Annotated in this window: 13 protein-coding genes; 5 read left to right on the plus strand and 8 right to left on the minus strand. The window is 63.0% G+C overall.

All coding sequences use genetic code 11. The features are described from left to right. Nucleotides 1-15: 15 nt before the first annotated feature. Genes NLY33_RS19550 through NLY33_RS19570 form a run of 5 tightly spaced genes read right to left on the minus strand, consistent with a single transcriptional unit; the run spans nt 16 to nt 5,460 of the window. Nucleotides 16-1,221, minus strand: a complete 1,206-nt coding sequence (locus NLY33_RS19550) for a molybdopterin molybdotransferase MoeA (protein ID WP_023693454.1) — start codon at nt 1,219-1,221, stop codon at nt 16-18. Next, complete coding sequence (gene moaC, locus NLY33_RS19555; RefSeq protein ID WP_023684710.1) at nt 1,222-1,704, minus strand: cyclic pyranopterin monophosphate synthase MoaC; 483 nt, start codon at nt 1,702-1,704, stop codon at nt 1,222-1,224. Nucleotides 1,705-1,706: 2 nt separating this feature from the next. Next, entirely contained in the window at nt 1,707-2,519 is an 813-nt protein-coding gene (gene trpC, locus NLY33_RS19560) for an indole-3-glycerol phosphate synthase TrpC (RefSeq protein WP_023684711.1), read from the minus strand. Between the two features lie 3 nt (nt 2,520-2,522). Next, a complete protein-coding gene (trpD, locus tag NLY33_RS19565; protein WP_023706241.1) occupies nt 2,523-3,533 on the minus strand; it encodes an anthranilate phosphoribosyltransferase in 1,011 nt (336 codons plus the stop codon). Between the two features lie 31 nt (nt 3,534-3,564). Next, nucleotides 3,565-5,460: a peptidylprolyl isomerase gene (locus tag NLY33_RS19570; RefSeq protein ID WP_023688560.1), complete on the minus strand. Its 1,896-nt coding sequence runs from the start codon at nt 5,458-5,460 to the stop codon at nt 3,565-3,567. Between the two features lie 147 nt (nt 5,461-5,607). Between NLY33_RS19570 and tpiA the strand changes: the two genes are divergently transcribed. From tpiA to NLY33_RS19595, 5 genes are all read left to right on the plus strand, one after another. After that, nucleotides 5,608-6,378, plus strand: a complete 771-nt coding sequence (tpiA, locus tag NLY33_RS19575) for a triose-phosphate isomerase (protein WP_023688559.1) — start codon at nt 5,608-5,610, stop codon at nt 6,376-6,378. A 196-nt stretch (nt 6,379-6,574) separates the two neighbouring features. Then, complete coding sequence (secG, locus tag NLY33_RS19580; RefSeq protein ID WP_023693455.1) at nt 6,575-7,063, plus strand: preprotein translocase subunit SecG; 489 nt, start codon at nt 6,575-6,577, stop codon at nt 7,061-7,063. A gap of 201 nt (nt 7,064-7,264) precedes the next feature. After that, nucleotides 7,265-8,383, plus strand: coding sequence for a L,D-transpeptidase (locus NLY33_RS19585; RefSeq protein ID WP_023693456.1), 1,119 nt, complete (start codon nt 7,265-7,267; stop codon nt 8,381-8,383). A 154-nt stretch (nt 8,384-8,537) separates the two neighbouring features. Further along, nucleotides 8,538-10,175 carry a CTP synthase gene (gene pyrG, locus NLY33_RS19590; protein ID WP_081725397.1) on the plus strand — a complete coding sequence of 546 codons (1,638 nt, stop codon included), beginning with the start codon at nt 8,538-8,540 and terminating at the stop codon, nt 10,173-10,175. Between the two features lie 15 nt (nt 10,176-10,190). Continuing rightward, a complete protein-coding gene (locus NLY33_RS19595; RefSeq protein WP_023709418.1) occupies nt 10,191-10,727 on the plus strand; it encodes a DUF1697 domain-containing protein in 537 nt (178 codons plus the stop codon). A gap of 214 nt (nt 10,728-10,941) precedes the next feature. Here NLY33_RS19595 and NLY33_RS19600 read toward each other — a convergent pair whose 3' ends face one another. The 3 genes from NLY33_RS19600 to NLY33_RS19610 all read right to left on the minus strand — a co-directional run bounded on the left by NLY33_RS19600 (nt 10,942) and on the right by NLY33_RS19610 (nt 15,167). After that, on the minus strand, nt 10,942-12,399 hold the full coding sequence (locus NLY33_RS19600) for an NCS1 family nucleobase:cation symporter-1 (RefSeq protein WP_023707491.1): 1,458 nt from the start codon (nt 12,397-12,399) through the stop codon (nt 10,942-10,944). Nucleotides 12,400-12,600: 201 nt separating this feature from the next. Then, complete coding sequence (gene otsB, locus NLY33_RS19605) at nt 12,601-13,389, minus strand: trehalose-phosphatase (protein WP_023672690.1); 789 nt, start codon at nt 13,387-13,389, stop codon at nt 12,601-12,603. Then, entirely contained in the window at nt 13,386-15,167 is a 1,782-nt protein-coding gene (locus NLY33_RS19610) for an alpha,alpha-trehalose-phosphate synthase (UDP-forming) (protein ID WP_023707492.1), read from the minus strand. Before NLY33_RS19610 ends, otsB begins: the two co-directional genes overlap by 4 nt. Nucleotides 15,168-15,291: the final 124 nt, after the last annotated feature.

The raw sequence follows: 15,291 nt of genomic DNA on the forward strand, positions 1-15,291 counted from the left end.
TTGGATCCGCGACCTTCAGCGCAACATCAGAACGCTGCAAGCAGCGCCTGCTTCTGCCGCCGGAGCGAAGGGCTCGCGCACGATCAGGCCGGTGGCGTCGGCCAGCATTCTCAGCATCGAGGAATCCTGGATGCCGAACGGCGTCGCCACCAATGCGCCGGCTTCTTCCCGGACCACGGCGCGCACATAGTCTTGCCTTAGATCATTGGCCGGCATCGCGGCGCCAAGCTGAGCCTGGCGGATGTCCTGCCGGTGGGGACGGCCGCCGAGCTGCGCCAATAACGGCTTCAGGAACAATTGCGAGCAGACCAGGCTCGCCACCGGATTGCCGGGCAGGCCGATGCACCTGATATCGCCCAGCCGCCCGAACATCAGCGGCTTGCCCGGGCGCATGGCGAGCTTCCAGAAGTCGAGGTTCATGCCTTCGCCGGTCAGCACGTCATGGACGAGATCATGGTCGCCGACCGAGGCGCCGCCGAGCGTGACGATGACGTCGGCTTTCGCATCGACCGCCTTTTTCACCAGCGCCGCGATCGCTTCCTTGCGATCGGCCGCTATACCGAGATCGAGCGCGCGAGCGCCGACCGACTGCGCCACAGCAGCGACGCCATAGGCGTTGGACGAGATGATCTGGTCGGGGCCAGGTTCGCTACCCGGTGGCAGCAATTCGTCGCCGGTGGCGATGATGGCGACCAGCGGCCGTTGCACCACGTTCAACCGGGGATGATTGGCCGACGCCGCCAGCGACAATGCAGCCGGATCGAGCACGCGGCCTTTCTCCAGCAGCACGTCGCCTTGGGCAAAATCCAGTCCAAGGCGGCGGATGTTACGGTTCTTCGCCGTCGGTTCGGTGACCTCGATCCGGCCACCGCCGAGATCGCGGACATTCTCCTGGATGACGATGGTGTCTGCGCCTTCCGGCAGCGGCGCGCCGGTGAAGATGCGCACAGCTTCCGCCTTACCTACAGCGCCGTCAAAGCCTCGCCCTGCAGGCGCCTTGCCGATCACCGAAAGCCTCGCCGGGAGGGTCGCCACATCCCGCGCCCGTGCGGCATAGCCGTCCATGGCAGATGCATTGAAAGGCGGCTGGGTACGCAGCGCCACGACCGGCTCCGCCAGCACCCGGCCGGCCGAATCCGCCAGCGCGACGCTTTCACCGGGCAACGCCACAGCGCCGTCGAGTAGGCGTTGAAGCGCCTCGGCGACCGGAACCAGCGCCATTTACGAACCCGCCTTGTAGTCGCCGGACTTGCCGCCGGTCTTTTCCACCAGCTTTATACCGGAAATCACCATGGCGCGGTCGACCGCCTTGGCCATGTCGTAAATGGTCAGGCACGCGACAGATGCCGCGGTCAGCGCCTCCATCTCGACCCCGGTCTTGCCGGTGACGCGGGCGAGCGCGGTGACCCTGAGGCCGGGCAGCGTGGTGTCCGGTTCGATGTCGACCGACACCTTGGTCAAAAGCAGCGGATGGCAGAGTGGGATCAGCTCATGCGTCTTCTTGGCAGCCATGATGCCGGCAATGCGCGCGGTACCCAGCACATCGCCCTTCTTGGCGTCGCCGTCGAGGATCATCTTCAGGGTTTCGGCCCGCATCGAGACAAAGCCCTCGGCGACCGCCGTGCGCGTCGTCTCCGCCTTCTCGCCGACATCGACCATGTTGGCCTCGCCCTTGGCGCCGAGATGGGTGAGGGCGGCTGCCATCCTCAGATGGCCTCTGCTTTCGCCTTGCCTGTCAAAAGCAGCCGCGTTGCCGCAGCGACATCCTCTTGCCGCATCAGGCTCTCGCCGACGAGGAAGGTGCTGATGCCGGTCTTTTGCATCCTGAAGCAATCGTCGTGGGTGAAAATTCCGCTCTCGCTGACCAGCAATCGGCCGCCCGGCACCATCGATGCCAGCCGTTCCGAGGTCTCGAGGCTGGTCTCGAATGTTCTGAGATTGCGGTTGTTGATGCCGATCAGCTGCGACGAGAGTTTTACCGCGCGCTGCGTCTCGGCCTCGTCATGCACCTCGATCAGCGCGTCCATGCCGAGTTCGAACGCGGTCGCTTCCAATTCGCTCGCCAAGGCATCATCGACGCTGGCCATGATGATCAGGATGGCATCGGCGCCCCATGCGCGAGCCTCGTAGACCTGGTAAGGGTCGAACAGGAAATCCTTGCGCAGCGCGGGCAGGGACACTGCCTTGCGTGCATTGGTGAGAAATTCCGGCGCGCCCTGGAAGGATGGCGCATCGGTCAGCACCGAAAGACAGGCGGCACCGCCTTTCTCATAGGCCTGCGCCAGTGCGGGCGGGTCGAAATCGGCACGGATCAAGCCTTTGGATGGGCTTGCCTTTTTGATCTCGGCGATCAGGCCGAAGCTGCCCGATCTGCGCTTCGCCTCAAGCGCCCTCCGAAAGCCACGCGGTGCGTCGGCATCCTTGGCTCGCGCCTTGATCTCGGCCAACGGTATCCGCGCCTTCGCCGCCGCGATCTCGTCGCGCTTGTAGGCCTCGATCTTGCGCAGAATGTCAGCCACGGCTCATCCGTTCGAAATCTCGACCAGCCTGTCGAGCACGCCCAGCGCCCGGCCGCTGTCGATGGCCTGTGTGGCCGCGGCCATGCCGTCGGCAAGCGTCGTCGCCTTGCCGGCCACCACCATGCCGGCGCCGGCGTTCATCAGCACCGTATCGCGATAGGCCCCGGCAGCACCTCTCAGCATGTCGCGCAACGCCGTGGCATTGTAGGCGGCGTCGCCGCCGCGCAACTCGTCCTTGGTGTGGCGCTGCAGGCCGACGGCTTCCGGGGTGAGCCTGAAATGGCGGATCTCGCCGCCGGCCAGTTCCGCCACCTGCGTTTCGCCGGTGGTGGTGATTTCGTCATAGCCATCCCCATGGACCACCCAGGCATGCTCGGTGCCCAACGCCTTCAATGTCTCGGCCACCGGCACGATCCATTCCGGCAGGAACACGCCGACCATCTGCCTGCTGACGCCAGCCGGATTGGACAGCGGTCCGAGCAGGTTGAAGATGGTACGCGTGCCGAGCTCGACGCGGGTCGGGCCGACATGCTTCATCGCAGGGTGGTGCGCCGGCGCGAACATGAAGCCGACGCCGGCCTCCTGGATGCAGCGGCCGATCACCTCTGGCAGGATATCGATCTTGACGCCGAGCGCGACCAGCACATCGGCAGCGCCCGTCAGCGACGACAGGCCGCGATTGCCGTGCTTGGCGACCGGCACGCCGCAGCCGGCAATGACGAAGGCCGAAGCGGTCGAGATGTTGACTGAATGCGAATTGTCGCCGCCCGTGCCGACAATGTCGATGGCGCCCTCAGGAGCTTCGACGCGCAGCATCTTGGCACGCATGGTGGCGACGGCGCCGGAAATCTCGCTCACGGTCTCCCCGCGCACGCGCAACGCCATCAGGAAGCCGCCGATCTGGCCCGGCGTCGCGTCGCCAGACATGATGATGTCGAAAGCTTCGCGCGCTTCCTCGAAGGTAAGCCCGGTTCCCGTGGCGACCTTGGCGATATGGGTCTTCAGGGCGCTCATTGGGCCAAGACGTTCATTGGGCTAAGGCCATTCATTGGGCGAGGGCTTGGGAAACGGCGGCCTGGTCGACGCTGACGGCGTACTGCGTCTGCAACTGCGCCACCAGCTGGTCGAGCAGATCGTCGGACATGCCTTGCGTGAAGGATTTTTGCGCATCGTCGGGTACCGAGCTGGCGTCGGCTCCGGCCGGCTCGAACACTTCGGCGACCTTGAACAGGATCTGGCCGTCGCCGGTGGGCGAGGGGATCAGCCCGGTGCCGCCTTCGCCGACCCCGAACATCGCAGCAGCACCCTCCTTGCCGAAATCGACATCGTCGGCCTCGCGCTTCACGCCGCGCTTGGTCTGCTTTTCAAGCTTCAGTTCGCCGGCGATGACGTCGAGTGTGGTGCCAGCCTTGAGGCGCTTGTCGAGTTCGTCTGCTTTCGCGGTCAGCCGCTTGGTCGTTTCCTCTGTCGTCCAGTCCGCCACCACGCGCTGGCGGACTTCGTCCAGCGTGCGGTCGCGAGCCGGCGTGATCGATGTCAGTTCATAGAACACGAAGCCGTTGTTAGGCGTGGTCAGGGCTTGATTCTCGGTGTTGGGCTCGGCCTCGAACACCGCCTTGATCAGGTCCGGCGATGCCGGCAGGTCCTTGATGATGGTGCCGTCCGGCTTGAGGCCGGTGCGGTCTATGGCCTCGACGGTGACGTCCTTGAGCTTCAGTTTGGCGGCGGCTTCGGCCAGCGTGCTGCCGGCGGCGCGGGTGTCTTCGTAGTTGTCGTGCACGTCGAGCAGGATGCGGCTTGCTTCGCCGAGCGCCAGATCCTTTCGGATCTGGTCTGACACTTCCGCCAGCGGCTTCACCGTTTCCGGTTTGATCTCGGTGACGCGCAAAAGCACCGGACCGAACGCGCCCTGGACGACCGGGCTGACTTCGTTGACGGCAAGCGCGAATGCGGCATCGGCGACCGCCTTGTCGGTGATCTTATCCTTGGAGAGCGTGCCGAGCAGCGTGTCGGCCGGGGTCTTGCCCTGCGCGGTGACGATCTTGTCGAAAGTGGCGCCCGTCTTCAGCGAATCGGATGCCGCCTTGGCGGCGTCCGCGGAAGGGAACACCAGCTGTTCGATGGTGCGCATTTCCGGCGTGGTGTAGCGGCCCTTGTTCTTGTTGTAGTCGTCGCTGACCTGCTGGTCCGTTACGGCGCTGACATCCATGATGTCTTCGGGCTCGAGCCGGACATAGGAGAATTTGCGGTATTCTGGCGCCGCGTAGGTTTTCTTGTTGGCCTCGAAATAAGCCTGAAGCACGCTGTCGGATGGCGCCTCGATGGGCTCCACCAACGCCTTTGGCAAGATCAGATAGTCGATGGTGCGGTCTTCGCCCCGATAGAGCGCAACTGCCTTGAAGAAGGTGTCCGGAGCCTTGAGGCCGTCCGAAACCGCTTCGACGATCTGCTGGCGCACCGCCACCTGAGCCCGGTTCTTCAGATAATCCTCCGGCCGCATTCCCAGTTCGCGCAGCCGGGATTCGAACAGCCGGCGGTCGAACTGGCCATTCGGGCCTTGGAAGGCGGGTTCCTGCCGCGTCAGTTCGGCCAGCCTGTCCTTGGAGAAGCCAAGCCCGAGCTTGCGCGCCTGTTCGTCAAGGACGGCGCCGGACACCAACTGAGCCAGCACCTGGTTGTCGATGCCATAGGCCTTGGCCTGGTCGCGGCTGATGCGCTGGCCGATCTGCTGCTGCAGCATGGCGATCTGGCGATCGTAGGCGAGGCGGTACTCGGTGATCGACACGGTGGTGCTGCCGGCGGTGATCACCGCATGATGGCCAGCCAGGAAGCCGCCCGTCATCCGCGTGGTGACGCCCCAGGCAAGGAAACTCAACACCAGCAGCGACAGCAGGGCTTTCGCGACCCAGGTCCCTGCCGCGCTTCTCAATATACCAAGCATTGTTACTTCCGATTTTTGCGCAGTTTTGCGTGCGCCCGAGTCTGAAACAAGCGCAATAGCGCCCTTCCGGCTCACTGTCGATTGCTTTGTGGCCTGATTTTGATAGGGAGGGCGAGACCCCAATGTCGCCCGGAGAACCAGATCCCCATGACGCCAGGAATTCGACCGCTCGTTGCCGGCAACTGGAAAATGAACGGCACCAGCGCTTCGCTGAACGAGCTCAGGATGATCGGCAACGGCTTCATGAGCGGGCTCGACGCAGAGACCGAAGCATTGGTCTGCGTGCCGGCGACCTTACTGTCGCGCGCCGTCGAAATCCTGTCGCGCACGCCGGTGCGGGCCGGTGGCGAGGACTGCCACATCAAGGAAAGCGGCGCCTTCACCGGCTGCGTCTCAGCCGAGATGCTGAAGGATGCGGGCGCCAGCCACGTCATTGTCGGCCATTCCGAGTGCCGCGAACAGCGCAGCGAGGACGATGCCATCGTCCTCGCCAAGGCCTCGGCGGCGTGGCGGGCAGGGCTCGTCGCCATCATCTGCATCGGCGAGACCAAGGCCGAGCGCGAAGCGGGCACAGCACTCGACGTGTTATCGCGCCAGGTCGCCGGCTCGGTGCCACCGAGCGCAACGCCCGCCAACACCGTTATCGCCTACGAGCCGGTATGGGCTATCGGCACCGGCCTGACGCCGACCGCCGAAGACGTGGCGGAGGCGCACGCGCATATCCGCCAAAAACTGGCGGAAGCGCTCGGCGCAGCCGTGGCCGGCAAGATGCGCATCCTCTATGGCGGCTCGGTCAAGGCGTCCAACGCTGTCGAACTGCTAGGCGTCAAAAACGTCGATGGCGCGCTGGTTGGCGGCGCCAGCCTGAAGGCGTCCGACTTTCTCGCCATCGCCGAGGCATACCAGAATATCTCGTAGGCCCCGGAATTTCGTTGCCGACCAGTTCGGTCATAGACTTATGAACGCAGCAGTTCGGCGGAAATCGTTGCAAAGGGCGCATTGCTTCCCATATTCCGGCCACGGGCTTGGAAATGCCGTTAAAGCATTGTATGGAGCCGCCTCCAAATCACCGGCCCTGATCGCCAGGGAGCGGCAGGGCTTGCCAGGATAAAATATGGAAACCGTACTGATCGTCATCCACCTCATGGTCGTGCTCGCCCTTGTCGGCGTGGTGCTGCTGCAACGCTCCGAAGGCGGTGGTCTCGGCATTGGCGGCGGTTCCGGTTTCATGACCGCGCGTGGCGCCGCCAATGCGCTGACGCGGGCGACGGCGATCCTGGCCGCGGCCTTCTTCGTGACGTCGCTGACACTCTCGATCGTTGCCCGCTATGGCGAAAAACCGATCGACATTCTCGACCGCGTGCCGGCCGACAGCGGCAACGGCGTGCTCAATCAGTTGCCCGGCACGACGGCGCCGACGCCGCCTTCGGGCAACACCGCACCGGCCGCGCCCGCGGCCAACGGCGCCGCCACCACGCCGCCCGCCACCACGGCCCCGGCGACGGCTCCATCTCCGGCGACGCCACCTGCAACCGATTCGGCTACGCCGCCGGCTACCAATGGCGTTACCTTGCCGGTGACACCGCAGGTTCCGAACCAGTAGTCGGTAGCGTCAGATGCCGCGATCTGTTGTTGTTTCAACACAGTCGCGGCAAATGGCACACGATCACGAAGATTCGACCGCACCCCGTGCTTGAGGCCCGTACGCCACTTCGATTATAGATTGCCGGCGGCACTTTCTGCGCCCTTGGGGGGCGCCGGGCGACGCCGTGGGCAACAAGCATTGAACGATCGGATCTTCGCCATGCAGCTTCGCAGCTTCATTTTCATGGGGTTTTGTGCCGTATTCGGCATGAGCTCCGCGGTCTTCGCCGGCACTCCGGCAATGACCTCACCGCAGGCGGTTGGCAAAACCGCTGTCATCAACGTCGCCGCCAAGAGCGATGCGACGCAGCTGAAGCTTCTCAAGAAGAAGAAAAACCCGAGCCCGGATGATCTGGCTCAGATCAGCAAGCTCGAAGACAAGATCGCCGCCGACAGGGATCTCGCCCGCGTCAAGGCGCTCGAGGCCCGCAAGCTGGCGATGCGCGATGCGGCGAAAGCCAGGGCCGATGCCCAGCGCCAGGCGTTCCTGGCAAGCAAGGGCAAGCCGGTCGTGGTTGCCGACGCCAAGCCAGGCAAGAAGACCACCAAGATCATCGCTCCGGTTGACCCGATCGCGCCGATCGAGCCGATCGAATCGGCTGAACCGCTTCCGGCCGAAGCGATGAATATCGCGCTGACCGGCAACAATGGCGAATTGCGCAGCGAGGCCCCGGGCCAGAAGCCGACGAGCGGCGGACTGTTCGCCGGCCTGTTCGGCGGCACGTCCTCTGCCTCGTCGATTGCCTATCTCCCCGAAACGCGCGCGCTCGACCAGGCTCTCGCCAAGCGGCAAGCCAAGAAGCAGTTCAAGGTGAAGCCGGAATTCGTGCCGCAGGACGTCGAATTCAGCGGCTATGAGCCGGGTACGATCGTCATCGATACCAGCGCGCGCCGCCTCTACCTCGTCGAATCGGCTTTCACCGCCCGCCGCTATGCGATCGCGGTCGGCCGCGAAGGCCTGCAGTTCAAGGGCAAGGTTGCCGTTGGCGACAAGCAGGAATGGCCGCGCTGGATCCCGACGCTCGACATGCAGAAGCGCGAACCCAAGCATTATGGCCAGTACAAGGACGGCATGCCCGGCGGCGGCCAGAACCCGCTCGGCGCCCGCGCCATCTATCTCTACGACGGCAAGAAGGACACGCATCTGCGCATCCACGGCACCATCGCGCCGCAGTCGATCGGAACCAGCGCTTCCAATGGCTGCTTCCGCATGATCAACGAGCACGTCATGGACCTCTACAGCCGCGTCAGGGTCGGCACCAAGGTCGTCATCATCTGACGCTTTCACAAACCTGCCGAAAGGGCCGGCTTTTGCCGGCCCTTTTGTTTTGACCAAAACACCAGTCTCGAACCTCGGGACTATCGCGCCTTCTCTGGAAAAAGCCTCAGCGGCGGTTTTTTCTCTGGCGGAATCAATTCGGCCGCGTTAAGCGATGACTCCCATGGCGCGATATGTATTCATCACAGGCGGCGTGGTTTCCTCACTTGGAAAAGGCATCGCTGCAGCGGCCCTTGGGGCTCTCTTGCAGGCGCGAGGCTATCGCGCACGCATCAAAAAGCTCGATCCCTATCTCAATGTCGATCCCGGAACGATGTCGCCTTACCAGCATGGCGAGGTTTTCGTCACCGATGACGGCGCCGAGACCGATCTCGATCTTGGCCATTACGAGCGCTTCACCGGCCGCTCGGCCAACCAGCAAGACAACATCACCACCGGCCGCATCTACAAGAACATCATCGAGCGCGAACGGCGCGGCGACTATCTCGGCGCCACCGTGCAGGTCATTCCGCATGTCACCGATGAGATCAAGAATTTCGTGCTCGACGGCAATGACGACTATGATTTCGTGCTGTGCGAGATCGGCGGTACGGTTGGCGATATCGAGGCGATGCCGTTTCTCGAGGCTATCCGCCAGCTCGGCAACGATCTGCCGCGCAACAACGCCGTCTATGTCCACCTGACCTTGATGCCTTACATCCCCACGGCCGGCGAGTTGAAGACCAAGCCGACCCAGCATTCGGTCAAGGAACTGCGCGGCATCGGCATCGCGCCCGATATCCTGCTGGTCCGCGCCGACCGCGCCATCCCCAAGGAAGAGCGCAGAAAACTGTCGCTGTTCTGCAATGTGCGCGAGAGCGCCGTCATCCAGGCGCTCGACGTGCCCCACATCTATGACGTGCCGATGGCTTACCACAAGGAAGGGCTCGATTCGGAAGTGCTGGCCGCCTTCGGTATCGATCCGGCGCCGAAGCCGCGCATGGAGCCCTGGCAGGCCGTGTCCAACCGCATCCACAATCCGGAAGGCGAGGTAACGATCGCCATTGTCGGCAAATACACCGGCCTCAAGGATGCCTACAAATCGCTGATCGAGGCTTTGTCGCATGGCGGCATGGCCAACCGCGTCAAGGTCAAGCTCGACTGGATCGAGAGCGAGATTTTCGAGAAGGAAGACCCGACGCCGTGGCTGGAAAAGGTGCATGGCATCCTGGTGCCCGGCGGCTTCGGCGAGCGCGGCTCGGAAGGCAAGATCCTGGCGGCGAAATTCGCCCGCGAGCGCAAGGTGCCGTATTTCGGCATCTGCTTCGGCATGCAGATGGCCTGCATCGAGGCAGCGCGCTCGCTGGCCGGCGTCGAACACGCCTCGTCGACCGAATTCGGTCCGACCGACGAGCCGGTCGTCGGCCTGATGACCGAATGGCTGAAAGGCAACATGCTGGAGAAGCGCCGCGAAACGGGCGATCTCGGCGGCACCATGCGGCTTGGCGCCTATCAGGCTGAACTCGCCAAGGGTTCGAAGATCGCCGACATCTATGGCGACACCCAGATTTCCGAGCGCCATCGCCACCGCTACGAGGTCAATATCGACTACAAGGAGCGGCTAGAAGATTGCGGCCTGGTGTTTGCCGGCATGTCGCCCGACGGTGTGCTGCCGGAAACCGTCGAATATCCCGACCATCCCTGGTTTATCGGCGTCCAGTATCACCCGGAGCTGAAGAGCCGGCCGCTGGAGCCGCATCCCCTGTTCGCCAGCTTCATCTCGGCCGCGGTGGACCAGTCGCGGCTGGTATAAGCAGGCCGCGTTGCCATGCAAACCTATGTTGCGCTGCTCTACAGCATTATCCTCGGCGAAGGCCGCCGGGTCGTCATGGCCGACCTCAAGGCGATGGCTGAACAGCTTGGGCTGAAGAACCCGCGCACCCTGGTGGCGACCGGCAATCTGGTCTTCGAGACACGGGCGACTGGTATCGCCAAGCTGGAACAGCAGTTGGAAACGGCCTTCGAAAAAACCTTCGGCCGCAATGTCGTCATCATCGTGCGCACTGCCGAGGATTGGCTGAAACTTGCCGCCGGCAACCCATTCCCGGCCGACTCTGCCGAGGCAGGCGATCAGGTGGCCGTGCGGGTGATGCGCGAGCCAGCGCCAGCGGATGGTGTGGCCGCGCTCCAGGCCTATGCCGCCGAGGACGAGAGGGTGGCTTCGGTCGACGGCGACATCTGGGTCGTCTTTTCGCGCCAGCGGCCAAGCTCGCGGCTGCTCGCTGCCATGAACCACAAGCGCATGGGCATCGGCACCGCACGCAACTGGAACACGGTGCGGAGGTTGGCTGAGATGGTGGAGTAGGGAGTAGGGAGTAGGGAGTAGGGAGTAGGGAGTAGGGAGTAGGGAGTAGGGAGTAGGGAGTAGGGAGTAGGGAGTAGGGAGTAGGGAGTAGGGAGTAGGGAGTAGGGAGTAGGGAGTAGGGAGTAGGGAGTAGGGAGTAGGGGTATTATTCCCTACTGACTACTGACTACTGACTACTGACTACTGACTACTGACTACTCCCTATCCCTCAATTTCACGCCTTCGCCGTCCTGGCCCCTGCGCCAAGGGCGGCGGTGCGAAGGACGTAGTAGATGACCCCTGCAATGCCGACGCCGAAAAACCAGCCATAAACGCCCCACCATGCCGGCAGCAAATTGGTGAAGTTCGGCAGGACCGAGGAGAAGATGGCGCCGATGCCGGCTGCTATGAAGGCGTTGACGTGCCAGCCGCCCTGGAAGCGGAACTCGCCATCTTCGCGGTACAGTGCCTCGACGTCGACCTCGCCCTTCCGGATCAGATAGTAGTCGACCATCATCACCCCGAAGATCGGCCCCATCGTCGCGCCGATGACGTTGACGAAAGATGCGGCACTGCCTTCCCACGGCGCGAAGGGATAGAGCACCAGCGCGATAACAGCTGCGATATAGCCGCCCTTCTTGAAGTCGATCTGCCGGGGAAAGACATTGGAGAAGTCGAAGGCCGGCGAGACGAAGTTTGCCACCACATTGATGCCGAGCGTCGCCACGGCAAAAGTCAGGGCTGCAAGCGCTGCCAGGAACCAGCTGTCGAATTTCGCCGAGATCTGGTCGGGATGCAGAAGCACTTCGCCATACACGTCGAAGGCAGCGATGGTGGTCACGCCGGCGACCAGCGAGAACAGGATGAGATTGATCGGCAGGCCCCAGATGTTGCCCTTGCGCAGCGATGCCTTGTCTGGGGCATAGCGGGCGAAATCGCAGAAATTGAGATAGAGCGCTGAGAAATAGGTGACCCAGATCGCCGCCACCGCAAACAGCGACGTCCAGGAGCCAGGGGTTCCGGGTACGCCGGCATCCTTTGTCTTGTCGAGCAGCACATCCATCGGGATGTCGCTGGTGAAGGCAAATCTCCCGGATTTTACACAGAGATAGATCGCCAGGATCAACATCATCACCCACACCGCCGGTCCGGCCCAATCCTGGAAGCGGCGCACCGTTTCCATGCCGTTCTGGATGATCAGCAATTGCAGTGCCCAGATGACCACAAAACAGATCACTTCCAGACCCGTGTGGCCGAGGAAATGCGTGTTGGCGTTGAAATCGGCGAACCATTGCGAGCGGATCAGCAACGCCACGATCGCGCCCGATGCCGCCGCCGTCTGCGCGCCGTACCAGAAGCAGGCGACGATGGCGCGCACCAGGGCCGGAATGTTGGCGCCCCAGATGCCGAAGGAGGCGCGCGCCAGCACGGGGTAGGGCACGCCGGTCTTCACGCCGGCATAGCCGACCATGTTCATCAGCGCGTAGATGATCAGCGAACCGATGCCGATGGCGATGATGAAATTGACGAAGCCGCCGCAAAACAGCAACAGGCTTGCGGCGAGATAATAGCCCCAGAGGCTGTGGACGTCCGACGTCCAGACGTTGAAGATCGAGAACGGCCCCCAGTTTCGGACTTTGGCCGGAGCCAGATCCTCATTGTATAGATCAGGTGATGCGCCTTGTATGGTCACTGCGATGTCCTCCCCTTGATGCCGCACGCGCCCTCACGCGTCGACTGCGCAGGTTATGCCTGACGCAGGGGAACCGGCAAGCAATCCATTTGCCGGCTTTGGCCTTAAAGATATTCAATGAGAACAGCGCTTATCGATCGGCTTTTGGCGAAGGTCGGCGCAAACGCGGCGTATCTTGATTCGATCCGCAGGCGGCAGCGATCAGGACGCTTTGCGGTTGAGAGCCGGTGATGCGTCGAAATTGGCGGCAAGCCAAGCTATCGCGCAGGTGACATCATCGAGCCTGTATTGGGCCACGGTCGGCCCACGCGGCTTGACCCGGATCGAGATGCCGCCGGCCTCGTTGATCGCCTCGAAACCGTTTTCGTCGGCGGTGTCGTCGCCGAGAAAGACCGGCCGCCGTCCGGCAAAGGGCGGGATTGCCATGAAACGCCGCACGGCAGCGCCCTTGGCCGCTTCGAGCGGCATGAGTTCGACGCCGGCGTTGCCCGGGATAACCCGATAGCCCTTGGGAAGCTCGGTCAATGCCTGTTCGGCAAGATGCGTTGCCCTGGCCAGCAGATGCGGCGCCGCACGCGTATGGATGGCGAGGATCGGACCCTTGCGCTCGATATGAACAAGGCCGTCATCCAGTTCGGCCTCGATGGCGTCGGCAAGGGCAGCGATATCGGCGGGAGCATCGGCGGTAACGACCGGGCCGTCCGGCGTCAGCCGGTGTTCCAGCCCATAGAGACCGGCAACACGCAGCTTCAACGGATGAAACAGGCGGTCGGCGCCTTCGACCGAGCGGCCGGTGATAAAGGCGACAGCGCCGTCCAGCCGTTCATCGACGACGCCGAGGAGGTTGCGCAGTTCGTCGCTTACGGACACGGCGTCGGGGTGCGCCGCGTGCTCCAGCAACGTGCCGTCGATATCGAGGAAAAGCGCCCATTGTCCTTCCGGCAGGTCGGGTGCGGTTGGCAGGCCCGGTGCTTTTGACAGGCTATTCATGACGCCACCTTCCGCATGCGGTCGAACAGCGAGACGATGTTGGTGTCGGTGTTTGCGGGCCGCTCGGCGACACTTGTCGCTCTTTCGAGGTCGCCGCGTTTGCGCAGGCGCGCCGCATCGAGCAGCATGCTGCCGGCCCAGCGAAAGACATTGTTGTCGCGCACTATTTCGCGCATCGGGCGCATGCGCTCGCGTTGTTCGTCCGGTGACATGGTTAGCGCCTGCAGCAGCACCTGGCTCATCATCGCCGCGTCGTAAGGATTGACGATCAGTGCTTCCAGCAGTTCGCGCGACGCGCCGGCAAACGTGCTGAGCAACAGCACGCCCTGTTCGTCGTCACGCGCGGCGACGAATTCCTTGGCTACGAGGTTCATGCCGTCATGCAGGCTGGTGACCATGCAGATGTCGGCGGCGCGATAGATCTCATAGACCTGTTGCTGCGAATGGTGCTCAGCCACCATGACCACGGGCTTGTAGCCGTCATGACCGTAGCGCTGGTTGAGCTCGTTGGCATAACGCAGGCATTCATCGTGCAATTGCTGGTAGGCCGGCAACGTGCCGCGGCTTGGGGCAGCAATCTGCAGGAACACTACCTTGCCGATCCACTCGGGGTGGCGCGTAAACAATTCGTCCAGCGCATGGAAGCGGTCGAGGATGCCCTTGGTGTAGTCCAGGCGCTCGACGCCGACGCACAGCTTGACGTCCGCCGACAGGCCGAACCGCTCACGCAGGCGGGCGCGGCTTTCCTCGACCGGTGGCAGTTTCGCCAGGAGTTCGGCCGGCCATTCGATGGAGATGGGATAGGCGTGCACCAGGGTCGTCCGCCCGCCATACGAGATCGCGGCGTCGGCGCGCTCGATGCGGCTTTCCAGGAACCGGTCTACGCTTTCAGTGAAATTATTGGCATGAAACTGGGTGTGAAAGCCGATGATCGAGCTCCCGAGCAGTCCATCAAGAACGCGTTCGCGCCATGGGCAGATGCTGAACACTTCGGAGTTCGGCCACGGGATGTGCCAGAAGGTGATGATGATCGCCTCCGGCAGGCGCTCGCGGATCATGCGCGGCAGGAGCGCGAAATGGTAATCCTGAACCAGCACGATCGGCCGCTCATTGCGCGCCTCGGCAACCACCATATCGGCGAATTTGCGGTTGACGACCTCATAGGCCTCCCAGTCCGAGGCACGGAAGACCGGCCGGGTGAAGGCGATATGGCAGAGCGGCCAAAGCCCTTCATTGGCAAAGCCGAGATAGTAGCCCTGATATTCGTCGTCGCTCAGCCACACGCGGCGCAGCGTATAGGACGGATTGTCCGGCGGCACCTGAACCCGATCGTTGCTATCGACCGTCAGACGATCCGCCGTTCCGCCGCCATAGGCGATCCAGGTGCCGCTGCAGGCGCGGGTGATAGGCTCAAGCGCCGACACCAGGCCGCTGGCCGGCACCAGAAGCTCGACGCCGTCGTCCTTGATGTTGTGGATATAGGGTTCTCGGTTCGAGACGACGATGACCTGCGCGTCCGGCAGGTCGTCGGCAAGTATCTTGCGCAAGGTGTCGGGCGACCAGTTCACCAGCGCCGCGTCGGGAGATTGTCCATTCTTCTCGAACTCCCGCAAAACCTTGCGCGTCGCTTCCGATGCGACGTCCTCGCCGGCAGTCGGTGCAACCGTCAAGCTATGGCTACGACGTTGCCTGGAGATCGATAACAGAACGGCTAGAATCGAAAGGCCAAGGCTTGCAAGGATCAAGACCCAGAGCAGGGCCATGCCATAATCAGTCATTCCAATTCCAACTCAATTTTGGCCGTCAGGGCCTTTTTCTTCATGGTTCGATTTGAGTGTTCGCAGCCGACGATCGCCCGTGAGAACCTGTGTTTTTCGCAACGCACAAACCCTGGGTTCGGTT

The sequence above is a fragment of the Mesorhizobium sp. C432A genome (assembly GCF_030323145.1).
Taxonomy (GTDB): Bacteria; Pseudomonadota; Alphaproteobacteria; order Rhizobiales; family Rhizobiaceae; genus Mesorhizobium.